The sequence below is a fragment of the Cytobacillus mangrovibacter genome, assembly GCF_042865275.1.
Taxonomy (GTDB): Bacteria; Bacillota; Bacilli; order Bacillales; family Cytobacillaceae; genus Cytobacillus; species Cytobacillus mangrovibacter.
The window spans coordinates 136619-153742 of record NZ_JBIACJ010000004.1 but is presented as its reverse complement, the minus strand read 5'-3'; the positions used below and the strand labels follow the sequence as shown (position 1 = coordinate 153742).

The 17124-nt window shown below is 38.1% G+C and carries 17 protein-coding genes; 2 read left to right on the top strand and 15 right to left on the bottom strand.

Translation table 11 applies throughout. The features are described 5' to 3' along the window. Positions 1–79: 79 nt before the first annotated feature. The 6 genes from prfB to ACFYKT_RS09255 form a co-directional block, all read right to left on the bottom strand. Positions 80–1184, bottom strand: a protein-coding gene (gene prfB / locus ACFYKT_RS09280) for a peptide chain release factor 2 (RefSeq protein ID WP_389218664.1) whose coding sequence is annotated in 2 segments (ribosomal slippage) — positions 80–1111 and positions 1113–1184 — 1104 coding nt in all. Because the reading frame shifts where the segments join, the coding sequence is not laid out codon by codon here. A 152-nt stretch (positions 1185–1336) separates the two neighbouring features. Next, complete coding sequence (secA, locus tag ACFYKT_RS09275; protein WP_389218661.1) at positions 1337–3844, bottom strand: preprotein translocase subunit SecA; 2508 nt, start codon at positions 3842–3844, stop codon at positions 1337–1339. A gap of 163 nt (positions 3845–4007) precedes the next feature. Further along, positions 4008–4994 (bottom strand): nuclease-related domain-containing protein, encoded by a 987-nt coding sequence (locus tag ACFYKT_RS09270; RefSeq protein ID WP_389218658.1) that lies wholly within the window; start codon positions 4992–4994, stop codon positions 4008–4010. 243 nt (positions 4995–5237) lie between these two features. After that, positions 5238–7166 carry an SEC-C metal-binding domain-containing protein gene (locus ACFYKT_RS09265; RefSeq protein ID WP_389218655.1) on the bottom strand — a complete coding sequence of 643 codons (1929 nt, stop codon included), beginning with the start codon at positions 7164–7166 and terminating at the stop codon, positions 5238–5240. 196 nt (positions 7167–7362) lie between these two features. Beyond that, positions 7363–7914, bottom strand: coding sequence for a ribosome hibernation-promoting factor, HPF/YfiA family (gene hpf / locus ACFYKT_RS09260; RefSeq protein WP_389218653.1), 552 nt, complete (start codon positions 7912–7914; stop codon positions 7363–7365). A gap of 382 nt (positions 7915–8296) precedes the next feature. Then, entirely contained in the window at positions 8297–8602 is a 306-nt protein-coding gene (locus ACFYKT_RS09255) for a hypothetical protein (RefSeq protein WP_389218650.1), read from the bottom strand. Between the two features lie 353 nt (positions 8603–8955). On the opposite strand from ACFYKT_RS09255, the gene ACFYKT_RS09250 reads away from it, so the two are divergent. Continuing rightward, positions 8956–9522 carry a Uma2 family endonuclease gene (locus tag ACFYKT_RS09250; RefSeq protein ID WP_389218647.1) on the top strand — a complete coding sequence of 189 codons (567 nt, stop codon included), beginning with the start codon at positions 8956–8958 and terminating at the stop codon, positions 9520–9522. 115 nt (positions 9523–9637) lie between these two features. Here ACFYKT_RS09250 and ACFYKT_RS09245 read toward each other — a convergent pair whose 3' ends face one another. Next, entirely contained in the window at positions 9638–9928 is a 291-nt protein-coding gene (locus ACFYKT_RS09245) for a hypothetical protein (protein WP_389218644.1), read from the bottom strand. A 224-nt stretch (positions 9929–10152) separates the two neighbouring features. On the opposite strand from ACFYKT_RS09245, the gene ACFYKT_RS09240 reads away from it, so the two are divergent. Further along, on the top strand, positions 10153–11217 hold the full coding sequence (locus ACFYKT_RS09240; RefSeq protein WP_389218641.1) for an HD-GYP domain-containing protein: 1065 nt from the start codon (positions 10153–10155) through the stop codon (positions 11215–11217). Positions 11218–11313: 96 nt separating this feature from the next. Here ACFYKT_RS09240 and ACFYKT_RS09235 read toward each other — a convergent pair whose 3' ends face one another. The 8 genes from ACFYKT_RS09235 to ACFYKT_RS09200 form a co-directional block, all read right to left on the bottom strand. Then, a complete protein-coding gene (locus ACFYKT_RS09235; RefSeq protein WP_389218638.1) occupies positions 11314–11661 on the bottom strand; it encodes a flagellar protein FliT in 348 nt (115 codons plus the stop codon). Then, the gene (gene fliS, locus ACFYKT_RS09230) at positions 11661–12062 is read right to left on the bottom strand and encodes a flagellar export chaperone FliS (protein WP_389218635.1); all 402 of its coding nucleotides are present in this window, start codon (positions 12060–12062) and stop codon (positions 11661–11663) included. Before fliS ends, ACFYKT_RS09235 begins: the two co-directional genes overlap by 1 nt. 29 nt (positions 12063–12091) lie before the next feature. Then, a complete protein-coding gene (fliD, locus tag ACFYKT_RS09225; protein WP_389218632.1) occupies positions 12092–14164 on the bottom strand; it encodes a flagellar filament capping protein FliD in 2073 nt (690 codons plus the stop codon). Between the two features lie 13 nt (positions 14165–14177). Continuing rightward, a complete protein-coding gene (flaG, locus tag ACFYKT_RS09220) occupies positions 14178–14537 on the bottom strand; it encodes a flagellar protein FlaG (protein ID WP_389218628.1) in 360 nt (119 codons plus the stop codon). Between the two features lie 131 nt (positions 14538–14668). Beyond that, complete coding sequence (locus ACFYKT_RS09215; protein ID WP_389218626.1) at positions 14669–14869, bottom strand: YjfB family protein; 201 nt, start codon at positions 14867–14869, stop codon at positions 14669–14671. Between the two features lie 52 nt (positions 14870–14921). Beyond that, entirely contained in the window at positions 14922–15164 is a 243-nt protein-coding gene (locus ACFYKT_RS09210; protein ID WP_389218623.1) for a hypothetical protein, read from the bottom strand. 48 nt (positions 15165–15212) lie between these two features. After that, positions 15213–16193: a hypothetical protein gene (locus tag ACFYKT_RS09205; RefSeq protein ID WP_389218620.1), complete on the bottom strand. Its 981-nt coding sequence runs from the start codon at positions 16191–16193 to the stop codon at positions 15213–15215. A 220-nt stretch (positions 16194–16413) separates the two neighbouring features. Beyond that, complete coding sequence (locus ACFYKT_RS09200; protein ID WP_389218617.1) at positions 16414–17091, bottom strand: hypothetical protein; 678 nt, start codon at positions 17089–17091, stop codon at positions 16414–16416. Positions 17092–17124: the final 33 nt, after the last annotated feature.

Genomic DNA, 17124 nt, shown 5'->3' with positions numbered 1-17124 from the left:
ATTCCAATTATTCCAATTTTAAAAAGCCTTTGCCCCATCTAAAACGGGCAAAGGCTTTGTTAAATAAAATCGTCTTCCACTACTCGCTCAACTTCGAACGAAGGTATGCATCAATAAATAGATCAATCTCCCCGTCCATCACAGCTTGCGTGTTTCCACTTTCTGTATTTGTCCGGTGATCCTTCACCATGGAATAAGGATGGAAAACGTAAGAACGAATTTGACTGCCCCAGCCGATTTCCTTTTGTTCGCCGCGGATTTCTGCTAATTGCTGCTCCTGCTCTTCAATTTTCCGTTGATAAAGCTTTGCTTGGAGCATTTTCATTGCACGATCACGGTTCTTGATTTGGGAACGCTCTGTTTGGCAAGTTACAACAACCCCTGTTGGAGTATGGGTGATCCTGACAGCAGAATCTGTTGTATTAATATGCTGCCCACCTGCACCACTCGCACGATACGTATCTACTTTCAGATCTTCTGTTCGAATATCGATGGCGATCTCGTCATTAAATTCAGGCATGACATCACATGACACGAATGAAGTATGACGGCGGCCTGAAGAATCAAATGGAGAAATTCGCACAAGGCGGTGTACACCTTTTTCCGCTTTCAAATAGCCATATGCATTATGTCCCTTTATTCCGAGCGTGACACTTTTTATTCCCGCTTCGTCCCCTGGAAGATAATCAAGTGTTTCTACTTTGAAGCCTTTTTTCTCTGCCCAGCGTGTATACATACGAAGAAGCAAGGAACCCCAGTCCTGTGATTCCGTTCCGCCCGCACCCGGATGAAGCTCAAGAATCGCATTATTTTTATCATAAGGCTCACTTAATAGAAGCTGAAGTTCAAAGTCGTTTAGACGCTTAGCCAGATCCTTTAATTCGCTCTCAAGTTCGGCTTGAAGCTCTTGATCCTCTTCTTCCTTCACAAGCTCATACGTTAATTCAAGGTTTTCAAACGTTTCATTTAAATCATATAATTCATGAACTTGGTCTTTCAGTCCATTAAGCTCACCAATAACAACTTGTGCTTGCTGCTGGTCATCCCAAAAGCCTGGCTGAAGCATAGTATCATCAAGTTCAGCGATCCGTGCCTCTTTGTTCTCTAAGTCAAAGAGACCCCCTAAAGTCTTCTAATCTTTTGGCCATCTTTTCTAGTTCATTGCGAATATCTGCTAATTCCATTCTGTCACCTCTTAGATTATTTTGTGTTATGTTTTTGCCGTATGATTATTATACTGCTCTATTCAATAAAATCACATATGAAAAGAAAAAAGAACTCCGGCAAGCTGTCTAATACGGCTTGCCGGCATTCTTTTGGAAATATCACTTAGAAATCAAATCCCACAGCAGTTTTTATACTTTTTGCCGCTTCCGCAAATACACGGATCGTTGCGACCAACGTCAAGCTGCTTAGTGACAGGTTTTTTCTTGACCTTTTCCCCGTCTTCCTTTGGATTGACCGCTTGTCCTTTTGCAACTTCTTGACGTTCAAGATTATTGCGGATTTCTGCCTTCATGATGTATTTCGCAACATCTTCTTCGACTGCCGCAATCATATTTTCAAACATTGCGAAGCCTTCCTGCTGATACTCTTGAAGTGGGTTAATCTGGCCATATGCACGAAGATGGATGCCTTGACGAAGCTGATCCATTGCATCGATATGGTCAATCCATTTCATATCAACCGCACGAAGAACGATTACCTTTTCAAATTCACGCATTTGCTCAGGCTGCAGATACTCTTCTTTTTCATCGTAGCGTTCTTTTACCTTAGCAAAAATGGCTTCAACGATTTCATCAGTATCCTTACCCTTGAGCATATCCACAGTGATATCTCCCTCGTGTAAAAGGTTTCCGTTCACATAATCGATCAGGCCAGGGAGATTCCAATCTTCCTCATCCCCATTTGCTGGTGCAAAAGCATATACATTACGTTCAATCGAAGTCATGAGCATTTTCTCAACAATTTCACGAAGGTTTTCTGATTCTAAAACCTCATTACGCTGTCCATAGAGAATTTCACGCTGCTGGCGTAGAACATCGTCATAGGAAAGAAGCTGTTTACGCGCATCAAAGTTATTGCCCTCAACTCGTTTCTGGGCAGATTCAACGGCTTTTGAGACCATTTTACTCTGAATCGGCTGAGTATCGTCCATACCAAGACGCTCCATCATCGATTTCATATTATCTGAACCGAAACGGCGCATTAATTCATCTTCCATTGAAAGATAGAATTGGGTAATCCCTGGATCCCCTTGACGACCAGAACGTCCACGCAGCTGATTATCGATCCGTCTGCTCTCATGTCGTTCCGTACCAATGACAGCTAGTCCGCCTAATTCTTTGACCCCTTCACCAAGCTTGATATCCGTACCACGACCGGCCATGTTTGTCGCAATCGTAACACTGCCCTTTTTACCAGCATCCAGGATAATCTCTGCTTCACGTCCATGGTTCTTTGCGTTCAGGACATTGTGCTGCACGCCTTTTTTGGTTAGATATTTAGAAATGATTTCTGACGTTTCAATCGCAACCGTACCAACAAGAACCGGCTGCCCATTTTTATGACGCTCGGCAATATCCTCAACAACGGCACGGAATTTCCCATCCGTAGATGAATAAATTAAGTCTGCACGATCATCACGGGCAATTGGACGGTTCGTCGGAATCACAACGACATACATATTGTAAATATTGCGGAATTCTTCTTCCTCAGTTTTCGCTGTACCTGTCATCCCAGCCAGCTTTTCATACATACGGAAGTAGTTCTGGAATGTGATGGTTGCAAGCGTCATGCTTTCATTTTGAATATCAAGGCCTTCTTTTGCTTCAATTGCTTGGTGCAGACCGTCACTATAACGGCGGCCCTTCATTAAACGGCCCGTAAATTGGTCAACGATCACAATTTCGCCTTCTTGAACGACGTAATCCACATCAAGATGCATGCTTGAATGAGCCTTTAGAGCTTGAGTAATATGATGATTCAGTGTGACATGTGTGATGTCAAAAAGGTTCTCAATGCCAAAGGCACGCTCAGCTTTTGTCATTCCTTCTTCTGTCAGCTGAACCCCTTTTGTTTTTTCATCATATGTGTAATCTTCTTCTTTTTTCAACGTACGAACAAAGGCATTAGCCTGAATATAAAGTGCCGTTGACTTTTGCGCTGTACCAGAGATAATGAGCGGTGTACGTGCTTCATCAATTAAAATGGAGTCAACTTCATCAATGACCGCATAGAATAGCGGACGCTGTACTTTTTGCTCTTTATAAAGAACCATATTATCGCGCAGATAATCAAAGCCTAATTCATTGTTTGTGCTATACGTAATATCAGCTGCATAGGCTGCCTGCTTTTCTTCCTTTGAAAGGCCGTTTAAGTTCAAGCCGACAGTCAGACCTAGAAATTCATACAGCTCTCCCATTTCGTTCGCATCACGGCTAGCAAGGTATTCATTGACTGTAACAACATGGACGCCTTTGCCTGACAATGCATTTAAATAAACAGGCATCGTTGCTGTAAGTGTTTTACCTTCACCGGTTTTCATTTCGGAAATATTACCTTCGTGAAGGGAAGCTCCCCCCATTAACTGAACAGGATATGGATACAATCCAAGAACACGTTTTGCCCCTTCTCTAACAACGGCAAATGCTTCAACAAGCAAATCATCTAACGTTTCGCCTTTTTGATAGCGTGCTTTAAACTCCTCTGTTTTGCCGCGAAGTTCATCATCGGTTAACTTTTCCGTATCAGAAGCAAGTGCTTCAACTTGTTCAGCTATTCTCGTGAGACGTTTTAGTTCGCGTTTATTTTGATCAAACACCTTATTTAAAATCCCAAGCATTTAAAACGCTCCTTTATATTGGATATGAGAGGATGGATAAGTATTTATTTAAGAAAAGATTCGCCTTTTTCTAGTAGAATCCTCCCATGTAAGATCGATTTATACCTATTAATATTACCACTTTCACTAGGGGGTGACAACTTATGGGGGTGTGGGGGCGGTTTTAGGTTTTACCTTGGTTAAGGTTGTGTGGCAGATAGACTCGATCCTTATAATGTCCTTTAAATGGTAAATTCATTGAAATTAGTAATTTTTTCGCAATACTTGCTGAGGAAAGATGAAGAAACTCTCGAAATTGCTGATTGGAGATAGAGGGATCATTGTTTAGAAGAAAGTAATCATTTATCGCACGTATATGTGCATTTTTATCTTTTGTTTGACATTTGGGGCAGAACCAAGTTCCGTAGTGCCTTTCTAGAGGCAAAGTAGATTGGCACTTGTCGCATAGGGCACCCGTGAGAATTTCATTACTTAGGATTTTATAAAATTGCAGTGGATCAAAGGTTTCTGGTGTATGCTCTTTTAAAAGTGCTCGGCAAACTTTCTTAAGTTCCTTTGATGAGATGATTTCTTTTTTATAGGACGAGCTTATTTTTTCAATTCTACTTAGGAGAAATTGAACATGAAGGACCTTTTGCAGCATTTTCATGTATCCAGGGGCTGTTTGGATGATAGTCGAGGGCTTGCTGATAATAATTAGGAATTCAATCGGGATGAAGATATTGCGTTTTTTCAGCCATTTTTCCAGCTCAATCTGTTGTTGGCGAGCTTGTTCAATTGGGTTGGCATATCCCTTTACCTCCCCGTTTGGATTCGTTTGAATGAGCTGATCAAGTATTGGATCGAAATAAAGTGTACCAGCGTAGTTTTTCACTTCAAGAATAAGTGCGAAAAAGGCGGTGAGGATTAAAGTATCGATTTGGAAGGAATATTTACCGTTTGAGAGGCGTATGCCATGGAAAATTAGATAGTCTTTTTCAGGAAGTTTACTTAAAGGAAAATCTACAGCTTGTTCCCCTCTGAAGCCAGCCCAACGTTTGGCCAGATCTGATACAATTTCTGCTCTTTTCCAATGATTTTCTGGAATTCTTCTTAAAAGTACTTCACTTTTTTGAATCTTGATAGGAATTGTACGTTCATTTACTATCAATTTTATCTCTCCCTTTTAAAGTTTAGCAAACTATTCGTTTTTACATAGAGATAATCCTGCTTAAATGATGAGTTTTTTCAACAAATCGGTTAAATCTTTCAGTTACGGGCCAGATTCTCATTTTATCGGCTACCTTCAATAATTTACGGGCCACTTCGGCTCATTTACAGGCCACTTTCTTCATTTTACGGGCCACTCAGCATTTTTGCATAATAAAAACGAAGAGCACAGCATGCTCTCCGATTAATTACTAAGCCATTCATTCAAATTTGGTACCTTTTTCCAGAGATGTTGATGCTCACTAACATATATGTCGGCTTCATTTTTATCACCGAAGCTGTAGTAGTCGGGAATATTAGCCGGAAGTTTCTTTTTGCCTGTTAATAGATCAATTACATATTTATTTGCCTTTTTCGCTTCACGAATCAGTTGATCAGCCTTACTGGTTAGCCCATTCGATAAGACTTCGGCCAACACTTGATTGTAAGTACCCCATGCGCTTTCTTCAGGATAACTCTCAAGAAGTTCCTCCGCTTTTTGAACCTGTCCATCCTCACAATAAGCTGTAAACAGCATATAGCGGGCACCCTGATTGTCCCCCGGATTTAATTCAAGCAGCTCTTCATACTGAGTAATTGCAGCTGCTGTTTCACCAAGCCCTTTTAAAGCAACCGCATAATTCATTGCTGCACGCATAAATGGCCTTGTTTCAAGTATCCCCCAGAAATGCCCTTTGTTTTCCTGAAAAAATGCTGCACCAAGCCCATCACGACCAAGGCGCATGCCCTTTTCATAAAGCTGGATAGCTAATTTCAGAGAATCTGCCCGTTCAGCTAGTATATTATATCCATCTGCGTGAGCAGGATTTAATTCCAAGGCTTCCTGTGCAAGCCTGTATCTCTCTTTCCCATTCGATTCAAAAGCTGCATAGATTAGCTCTTGTGCTCGGTCCTCTATACTTTGTACTTGCTTCTTTCTCGGTTTAGCAGGACCATCTAATTTAGACTGCAGGAATTCATTTATTTCATCCATACTGTTAAATTGATTTTCCTCTATTTCCTTTAATACCGCTTGTAGCTCTGCCTCAAGTGCAGGACTGCCTTTCATTTGATTCGGCTTCGGCTCTGGTTCCAGAAAATCCCCAATTAGATCCTCTACCACATCATAAATTTCACTATAATAGCTGGACACTCGGCTCGCCGTTAAGCCATAAATCTCGCCTAACCGCTTCTGTGTTAACTGTTCTTTCGTCGGAGCCAGCGAGGAAACAAGATAGCGAAGTGCAGAAACATAGTTTTCAGGCTTTTGAATCTTCTTATTTGTCTGCTTGCAATATTCCATCCAGAGCATGACGCCCATATTGATAATCCAGCCAATCTCTCCAGCAGCTTTCATATCCTTTTCAAAAAGATCAGCCACCATCTTTGCCCCATTGCTTGGCCATTCGAAACCTTGGAGATCAAGCGATAATGCAGCATCAGGAGTCTCATTCATCAATTCTAGGAAGTTATCCTCAAGAAACTCCTCAGGACTGTCGTATCCCGAATGCATAAACTCATTTTGAATAAAAGCTTCATAATCAGCCGTATGCTCAATCGAAAGTTCAAAGAGGCTAGGAAAAACAGTAAATTTATCCTCATAGCGATGCAAGATCGCAAAAGCAAACACACCTTCCTCATAACCTCGCGAATGTTCAAACAGCACAACGGGATATATTCTTCCAGTTAACGTATCTTCAATAATTAGACTGCTTCCATGATCCGCCTTCACCACACCTGCAACAGCATAACCTTTCTTCCATGATTCCAGAATATTTTTCACTCTTGTACGTGAAATCTTACGAAGCTTCTGTTCAATAAACTTCTGCATAATGGTTTCTCCATCCTCCAACGGCTCAAATACGAGAAACCAAAATGGGTGCATAAATTCATAGAAATCCTCGTCATCATCATCTACATCTTCCAGCACATCAAGTAAATCTTCAAAATCGTTTCGCATCTCAAATTCATAGCGCTGATTAGCAAACATCCGTGCTTCCTTTTGAAGCTCCAATATTTCCTTATCAATCACATCAGTAATAGAAACCGTATCCTTACTCCCGCAGCATTTTTTATATTTTTTACCGCTTCCGCATGGACATGGCTCATTCCGGCTTACTTTTACAGTCGTCATCCCCATTCTCCTCTTCCGTTTTGTTTATCTAATTCTATCATTCTTGCTTCTCACTGTTTATTTATTAGTTTTAACACTTATATCAAAAAATAAAACTGCTTCCTATCATATTTCCCAATCTGATTCAATGAAACGTATATAATAACATAAAAAATCCCGCTGCTTCACTTTTAGCAGCGGGATTTCCATTTTCATATTATTGCGCTTCAATCAGACCGTAACGGCCATCTTTTCGCTTGTAAACAACATTTGTTAGACTTGTATCAGCATTTGTGAACACATAGAAGTTATGTCCCAGCATATTCATCTGAAGGATTGCTTCTTCACTGTCCATCGGCTTCAGATCAAAGCTCTTTTGACGAACTAATTCAAGATCATGATCATCTTCAATAGGTGTTCTTTCAGATTCATCTAGAGTCACAAACATTTCTGGTAAATTACCTTTTTCACGGAATTTACGGTTTACCTTCGTTTTGTGCTTGCGAATTTGTCGTTCTAATTTATCTGTAATTAAATCAATTGCGGCATACATATCATCATGAACTTCCTCCGCACGGAGTACTAAATTCGGCATCGGAATTGTCACTTCTACTTTAGAGGTTTTGTCTTGATACGTTTTTAGATTCACATGAACAGTTGCATCTGGAGATTCTGTAAAATACCGCTCCAATTTAGCAATTTTCTTCTCTACGTATTCTCTAATTGCTGGAGTTACCTCAATGTTTTCACCACGAATGTTAAAATTCATAAGCGAACTCCTCCTTTTCATTATACAAACACTGCATGCCCCTTAATGATTAGCTATCTTTAACCTCTCATTAAAAAGCTGCTCAGCCCTTTTAAAAAAGGCTATGTATTACATTTCTATTTTACCCCATAAATCTCCTGCTAGTACATGAAAAAAGTTTGAGAAATTTGTCGGAATGATGAAGGATTCTTAAGAAAGACTATACACACATAGTTCTTTCTAATATTTTACCAAAAGGAAAATATTCCTTAATCCATCGAATAGGGGAAATGAGAAGGACATTTTAATTTAGATGTGGAGTGAGCCTGTAATTTGTTGATCTTTTACTGTAAATAAAGGAATTCAGTGTGTTGGAGAAGCGGGTAACTTGAGGGGTATCTTATTATTGCTGATGCAGTTCACGTATCTTTTTTTCATGCTGAATCGTTTTCACAGCAACAAATTCTACCGTTTCCTGTGCCTCTGTTAATTCAATTCGAAAACCATCCATTTTCTTCTCAATTCGATCTAATCGTGTATCCATTTGATCCATTCGATTTTCCAATTGATCCATTCGATTTTCCATTCGATCTAATCGACTTTCTATGCGATCTAATCTTTCATCTACTTTTTTAAACTTTTGATCCATAGACTCTGAATGAACCTTTAACGCATTGAGAATCTCCTTTAGCATTGTCTCTTGTTCCATTTTGTCACCTCCCTATTTTATCTAATGTTAAGTATACAAGGTTCTCTTTTTTACTTCAATAAGTATAAATTATTGGTATTTAGAGCAACCAAAATTTCCAATTAATCAAGTGGGTGAATATCATTTTGCAATGCGGATATGTGAAGAGTAGTATAGTTAACACACCGAGGATGAGGCTTATATGTTTTAAGTGACAGGGCATAATCTTATTGCTATATTTGAAGTAGGCAAGGCGGTGAATGATTCCGAAATTAGAAAACACTTCTAAATTTAAACTTCTAGATTTCCTCAGGTAAAATCCATTTCTGAAAAAATCGAAACTAGACAACAAACAAAGGAAAAGAGGGAAGAAAATGTCGACTAAAAAAGGAAAAATAGCTGAAAAGCAGGACATTTATAACTTGAAAGAGGAACGTTATGAGCTGATTGAGGATGTTCGCTATGAAATGTTGGCAGCCCCATCAGTGAGGCATCAGCAATTAGTCACTTATTTATGTAAATGCATAGAAGATACTTGTGCACCAGACGGCCTCGTACTGACTTCGCCCATTGATGTGAAATTTGATGATAAAAATGAGTTTCAGCCCGATATTGTTTATATTTCAAATGAAAATCTGCATATTGTTACTGAGAAAAAAATTATTGGTGCTCCTGATATCATCGTTGAAATTCTGTCCCCTTCCACAAGCGACAATGACAAAATACGAAAAAAGGCTGTTTACGAACGATACGGTGTAAAAGAATACTGGATTGTTGATCCAACCCATCTTTATGTGGATCAATTTATTCATAAAGACGGTCAATATATATTGGCTAAAACATATGGAAAAACAGACACGCTCCAGTCTGAGTTGTTTGACTGTATAAAAATTGATCTTGAGCCTGTTTTTAAACGATTGTTAGTGTTTGATAAGGAATAATAAATAGAATGGTAAAACACATTAATGAGGGGGATCGAGTTGCAAATATTCATTGAGGAGTGTCTTGTTCTCTCCTCCCTCATATCATTTCACTGTTTTAATTTGTATTCTATAGTCACTCGGCCTTACTTAACATTCCAACCGCAATTGTTGCAAGGAATGGCTTTATATTATTTGTTCTTTTTTTCACAAGCTTGATGTCATTAAGAAGCTGCTCAAGCTCCTTAGGGGAAAACTCTTCAATAAACCACTCCGCTAAATCGGTATGATTAATTGAATAGCCTTGAGTTGGAATGGTGATCGTCTTAATTGTATTCACTTCACGCTTCAACACATTTTTATGATAATCATACCTCGTCAAAACAGCATTACCTTTCACACGCCAATCGTCTCCAGAAAAATTCATTCCATCACCTTTAAAGAATAGTATTAAAACTTTTGTAAAAATTCCATCCAGTGGCTAATATACCACCTTTGTTAAAAATGTCAATAAAACAATAGGACCAAGTGAACAGGACGTTTTACCCCTTTTTCCATTAGAGGATAATTTTAGTATATTTCCAACTAGTAAAGTGCTAAATTTAGGACAAATATAGATAAATTTAGAATATTGTGTTAGGGGGATCCGACATGGAGCACGCACAAATATCATTTGACTTGGTAGGAAGTGCACTCAGAGAGGATATATTCTCTGAAGAGGGCATCTTGTTATTAAAAAAAGGAACTTTACTAAAGGAGATTCATATTCTTCTGCTACAAAAATATCGTTTTGGCACAACCGTATCCGTTGATCTTAATGAAGATGTTGATAAACATCTTCCGAGTGCAAAGCCTTATCAATCCATTCACTCCTACATAAAAGACAGCTTCCAAAGCTTTTATAAAAAAAATGAAATAAATTTACCTGAAATATGCAAGCGCTATCATTCGCTTATTGAATTGTCCCTTTGCGACTTTTCCATATTAAAGGTTATTCATACCGTAGGAAAAAAGGAAGAACAATTATACCAGCATAGCATCAATGTTGGAATTCTCTCCGCAATCATCGGGAAACTACTAGGATATAAGAAAAGCGATTGCTTATTGCTTGCCAACATGGGGCTATTTCACGAAATCGGAATGCTAGGAATTAACAAGAGCCTTACCGAAAAAAAAGGGACACTCACCCCCGATGAACGCCAACAAGTACAGAAGCATACTGAAATAGGATACAAGCAATTGAAAACAATCCCAGGATTAAATCGGCTCATCCCGCTAGCTGCTCTTCTACATCACGAGCGTATTAATGGAAGTGGCTACCCAAACCAACGAAAAGAGGGAAGCATCCCCTTCTTTGTTCAAATTATTTCAACAGCTGACCATTTCAACACAATATATATGAACCATCAACATGATGAGAATAAAGCAAACTTCACCACCATTTATAGCCTTATAGAAGAGGCGCATAATAATCGATTAAACCCAGCAATCGTTATCCCCTTTGTTAAATACATGATGCAGCAAAATCTATTTCAAAAAGTTGTATTAAGTAATGGGGAGCAAGCGCAAATCGTGTTTATTCATGAGAATGAGCCTTATCAGCCATTGGTGAGAATGCGGAATGGGTTCGTTGATTTGCGAAGGGAGTCGTCGTTGAGGATAGAAGGTTTTGTGAATGAGGTAGAAGAAGATGTGGAGAAGTATAGTTTTGCTTAGAAAACACACATTAGCCCAAACTCTCCTAAAAACATGAAAAAACAGGTAAAGAAAATGAATGATTTTCCTTTACCTGCTTTTTTATCAATAAGCTGCCTAATTTCTCTTATCATAGAACATACCATCTGTATTCATATGCTCATACGGATTGTTATACTTATTCGAGCTTTCTTTTGTTTCTGTTAAACGTTTGATATTTTTATGAATCGATAGCTTTTCATTTTTCATATGCGATTCTAATGCTTTCTCAAGCTGTTGAATCTTTTCGAAAAGCACTTGGTCTTCATCTGAAAAGGGAGGGGCTATTTGTTGAAGAAGCTTGTCTCTTTCTAAAAAAACCGCTTCACTCTGTTCCATTTTCAGCTCCCATTCATCATCTTTCATATTCGAAAAGGTCTCAATTAACTGCTTGGTTTTCTGATAATAGTTGAGAAGAGCAGACATTAAGCCTGCCCACTTTCTGCATATTGCTTTTGACGGTTAATTTGAATGACTTGCTTCCAAGTGTCCCGAAAGTCTAAAACAAAATTCTCAACCTCTTCTAAAATAGCTGCATCATTCTTTACATTCGCTTCGATTAAGCGGCGATTGATATAGTCGTAAAGAGACATTAAATTTTTCGAAACCTCAATATCCATATTTAAGGTGACCATTAATTCCTTGATAATATTTTGTGCCTTTTGGATATTAACATTTTTCACTTCGACATTGCCGTCGTTTATTGCTTTCTTCGCCAAATGAATAAATTTAATACATCCGTTATAAAGCATGAGTGTAAGATCACCCACTGAGGCCGTATTCACGGCATTTTGCTGATATGATTGATAAGGGTTATTCATTGACATGGATAAACACTCCTTAATTGCTAGATAAATCAAGAACCACTACTAAATTGCTGCATCAGTTGCGCTGACTGCTGATTCGCTCTTTGAATGGCTTTTTCCATTGCAGTGAACTGACGCCAATAGCGATCCTCAACTTGCTTCAAACGATCTTCAAATCGATCAATTCGACTATTCACATTATCCAAATTTCTGCCAAGCGCAAACTGCTGGTTTGTAGAAAACGCATTCCCTGCTTTTTCTTTCAGCTTATCCATCACTCCATTAACAGAATCCGTTAGCCGCTGGGCAATCCCTTTTTGACTTTCCGTCGTACCTGTTGCATTGAACAGCTTCTCTACTGCATCTGGATCTGCCTCAATCGCCTTTTTCAATTCTGCCTCGTTAATCTCCAGCCTTCCGCCATCTAAATAGTTGGATGTTGTCGTGATCCCAATACTCGCTAATTGTTTATACAGTGGATTAATTCCATCATTTTGGACAGGGGCATAGAAGTTCATCCTCATACTTGATAGGGCCTGTGATAAAATCGGGTCTCTCTTTAATAAACCGCTCTTGGCTTTCTCTTCCCACTGTTCCTGCTGCTTATCAGATAAGCTCTCACGTTGCTCATCCGTTAATGGAGTATAGGCACGATAGCGATCTTCCGATAGCTTCTTATTCATCTCGCCAATTAATGTATTGTATTTCTCAACAAATCCTTTAATATTGTCGAATACTTTAGCAGAGTCATTATTAATGGATATGTCGACAGCTCCAGAATTAAATGTTTGTTTTAAGGTAAAAGTAACACCGTTCATTGTAAAGGTGTTGGAGTTTCGTTCTGTCTCCAGACCATTTATTGTGAACTTGGCGTTTTGGCCGCTATCTACTGCTTTAGGGTTATCAAACCTTAGTACACTATTCAAAAAGTCTCCAGTCGTGACAATCTGATCACCATTCCCAAAATTCCCTTGTTCTGAACGAGTTAATGTCACTTGATCCGAAAATGAATCGTAAAACATTGTGACACCAGCACTAGAACTATTGACTTTCGTAATGACTTGGTTCAATGATTCTGAACCTTGGACAAAGAAAGTTTCATTTATTTTTCCTTTTGATGTATCCGTTTGTAAACCGAATGTGAAGTAGTTCTGCTGATATTTTACGGTTACTTCAGTATCTTTCTGGATATTTAACTCTTTAGGATTATTAAACGTTACTTTTCCTGTTGCAAGTTCAATTGAACCGATCTCCTTTTCTCCGTCATATAGAGTTAGGGAACTCTTTCCATCTTTAGTAATGTTTGTATACGTTTTTCCATTAACTTCAATAGAGACTTCTGTTATTGAACCCTTCATTAGTTGAAAACCAGCTTGGTCTTCTGAAAACTTAAACGTTTCTAGTTTTTTATCAGCAATATATTCTGCTTTAATTGTGCTGTTTGCTGGAATTGATTCTTGAAAATTAAGATTTCCGTCCGAATCAACCTGTACTTGATTTGTCTTCGATGAGTCAAATGCTGTAGTACTTGGAATGACTTCATATGATTTTCCATTCACCTTAATACTAATAATTTCAGATATAGGTACAGGTGGATCAGCTGTAATTTCAGAAAGTTTAATTTCAGCCCCTTCATTTAGACTTACCTTTGCTTTTTTCCCTGCTTCCTTAACATTAATCGTCTGGCTTTCAACGCTACCTATTTTCCAGCCGAATTCAGTAGAGGCAAACCCCTCTTTACTATCAAATAAACTCTTACCAGCATCAATTTTTTTATCACCCGATATTTTTCCAGCATTCACTTTTGAAGCTGCCGTCGCAAGCTGAGTTACTTTCGATATACTATATGTACCCTGCCCAGCTGCACTTGTTGCTGTTGCCGTTATCTTTGCATCATCAGTCGACGTTGTTGTCCTCACACGATACGTAGACGATAAACGCATATTCGTTAATTCTGAACGAAAGTTTAATAGCAATGTATTGATTGACCGATAATCATCACGTTGCCATTCCAGCACTTGTTTGTTCTGTTTCAGCTTATCTAATGGCATCCGTTCTGCCTTCATTAAGTCTTTAACAATCGTATCAATATCCATTCCACTTGCTAACCCACCAATACGCATGCATTACACCTCTTTATATCTTTTTATCTATCATTAAACCCACAAATTCAGTCATGGCTGCATAGAAGTCTAATAGCTTCTTCGGTGGAATTTCTTTCACAACTTCTTTTGTCTGATCATCAACAACTGCCACATAATATTCTTTCAGTTCATCATGAAATTCGAACTTTAATGATGTATGTGACGGTTGAAGAAACTCATTTATCCCATTGACAATATTCTCAATTTCTTTTGGATTAATTGGCTTTTGCTGTTCTGATGGAGAATCAAGCGGTTGCTTCATTACCTCATTAACTTGATCTCCTCTTATTAACTTTTGAAGTTCTGTCTGTTGTTGTGAAGAAAAACGATGACTTGCTACATTCTCAATCATTGCATTGCCTCCTCAAACAAATCTCTTATTGGTTATATCGGTACAAACTATAGATTATTTAGCGGAACTAAATGGTTAATATCAGAATACAAAAGAAAAAGAGTAACCATAATGGCTACTCATCTGCTTTTCTATCCTTTTAGGTCAATATTCCCTCCAAGATGCGGCTGTGCAGCGTGCTGAAGAGCTTGCAGGTTTGCTTCTCCCATCATCTTATTAATAAACTCAACATTTCCTTCTGCTTGATCCATTGCCTTTTTCATTACTGAAATCGATGCTTGCTGCTGAACTTGGCCTTGGCTTAATGCCATCGACATAAGAGCAACGTCCATATTGAAAACCTCCTATCAAATTCTCTTATTACAATTAGCGCCTTGCCACTTATTAATGAACAACACTAGAATGCAACTGCTTTTCTAAGGAATCTACTTCATTTTTCAATTCGCTTAATTGCACATTCAGATCTTCAATTTCTGCTGAAGTAAGTTCATGTTGAAGGGCATACTCCGCTATCTTTTTCATTTCAGAAAGTTTCATGTCAATTCCCCCAAAAATTCGGTCTTGTTTCTTACACCATTCAAGCTGTTCTTCAAGGAACTTTTTGTGATCTAGTTCGTCTTTGTTCATCTCTCTTCCCCCCTCCAAACAGCTTACTAATCCGTGAAATTGAGGTAATTAATTCATCCGTAGTTTTTTTATTTCGGCTAATGACAATTCAGTCAGCTTTGCAATTTGATAATCGGTAAACTCCTCTTGAATTAACTTTAGTGCCATACTCTTCCTAGCCTCTCTTATCCCTTCACTTTTCCCTTCTTGTCTACCTTTTTCTCTTCCTTCATTTCTCTCCTGCCTCATTAATTCACCGAACGTTGGAGGCAGGTTTTTCCGATCTAGATACATCATTTCTATCTCCTCCTTTGTGAGATTTATTTCGTTTCGTAACTTTTGTGTTAATTCATTTGGAATTTGCAATAGGTAGTCTATAAAGTAAATTAGTGCAGATACATATATGCGGTGTTCTTCTGGGGAAAAGTCAATCCTTTGTAAAATTAACTTAATTAATCTTCGTTTAAAGCGCAGGCGTTTTTCATTATCATTTTTTGTTACATTGGCATAATTCGCTGCTAATACGGCTATAGCGAATGGATTGCTAGAACGAATAAGCTCTTCCTCATTTTGAGTAGCAAATTGATATTGATTGAATTCATAAGTTAACGTTGTTCCGAAAGACGAATGTTTATACATGTTAGGATGAGAGTGTTTAGAGTCATCGGTCAATAAAGCAATAGCGACAATATCGTGGTCATATTTATCAAATATGCGATAATAATAACGAAACATTCTTTTGGCAAAATCCATATCGTGATTTCCCTGTACTTCTACATGAATTAGCAACCACTTTTCCTCACCGCTCTTTAGAAAAACCTTCACAATTTGATCGGCAACTAGTTTGCCTTTCTTTTCATCAATAATTTCCTGAAATAGCTCTTGCTGCAAAAATTCGGGTTCCTTCGTAAAATCAACCACCTCATACAAATCAGAAGCAAAAAACAAGACAAACTCTTCAAATAACTCAAAAATCAGCTTCTTCCATAGACCATCATAATCAACAGCAAAATATTCAGGTGGCTTTTCGTAAACCACGTTCATTACCATTAGTTTATCACATCCTTTATATAGATTATACACCAACTACGCCTAAACAGAAACATACGTTCTGTATAATAATTATAATTAATAGGAAGAAAAGAGAAGCCACGGCCACTGGCTGTGATTAGGAGGAATTTCGGGACACTATCTACTTTTCTAATTACAATTTGCGGAACAACTCTGTGAAACAAGATTATTCGAGGCGTCGCTGTGACCGTGACTTAATTTACACCTCTTTGAGATTATAAAGAAGATAATCAAATACCAATATACATTTTAAGGAATTAATTTGGGTTCCAAAACTTGTATCAGCACCATGTAAAATTGCATGTCTACTTAAATCTGATTTAATTTCTTTACCATGTTCAAAACCCACTAAAATTGTATTAAGGAAATACTCATTTATTGTGCTATCAAAAGAGCCAGTATCTGTACAACTTAATAAATCCGAAATATATTGCTTTTGAATCTTTACTGTCATATGTCCCACGTGATTATATCCTTCAGCTATTATGCCTTCAATTTGACTTAGCATAGTCGGAACTGTTAGATTATATAACCCCATGATGTGTCCTTGTATTGCTTCACGTAAAATGTGAATTCTGTTTTGACAAATGATTTGTTTCTCCCAGTATTGCAACAGAATATTTAGTTCTTTTTCATTGTAGCAGCCTATTAAAAAGTTAGTAATTTCCTCTTTCAGTAACTCGTTATTATTTCCATTGTATGAAGAGTACAAATCTAAAATGTACTTCATTTCTTTTGGAAACAATGTATCTGAGGGAGGGAAGCCTAAATCAAGCATAACGATTTGGAATAATTCTTTCATTTGATTTTCTTCTTCTATTTCTTTTTCCAAGTCTCTACTTAAGTATTTTTTAATTAATGAATCATTGAACTCCATTTCACCCCTCCTATACTAAAACCCTTGGCAAAA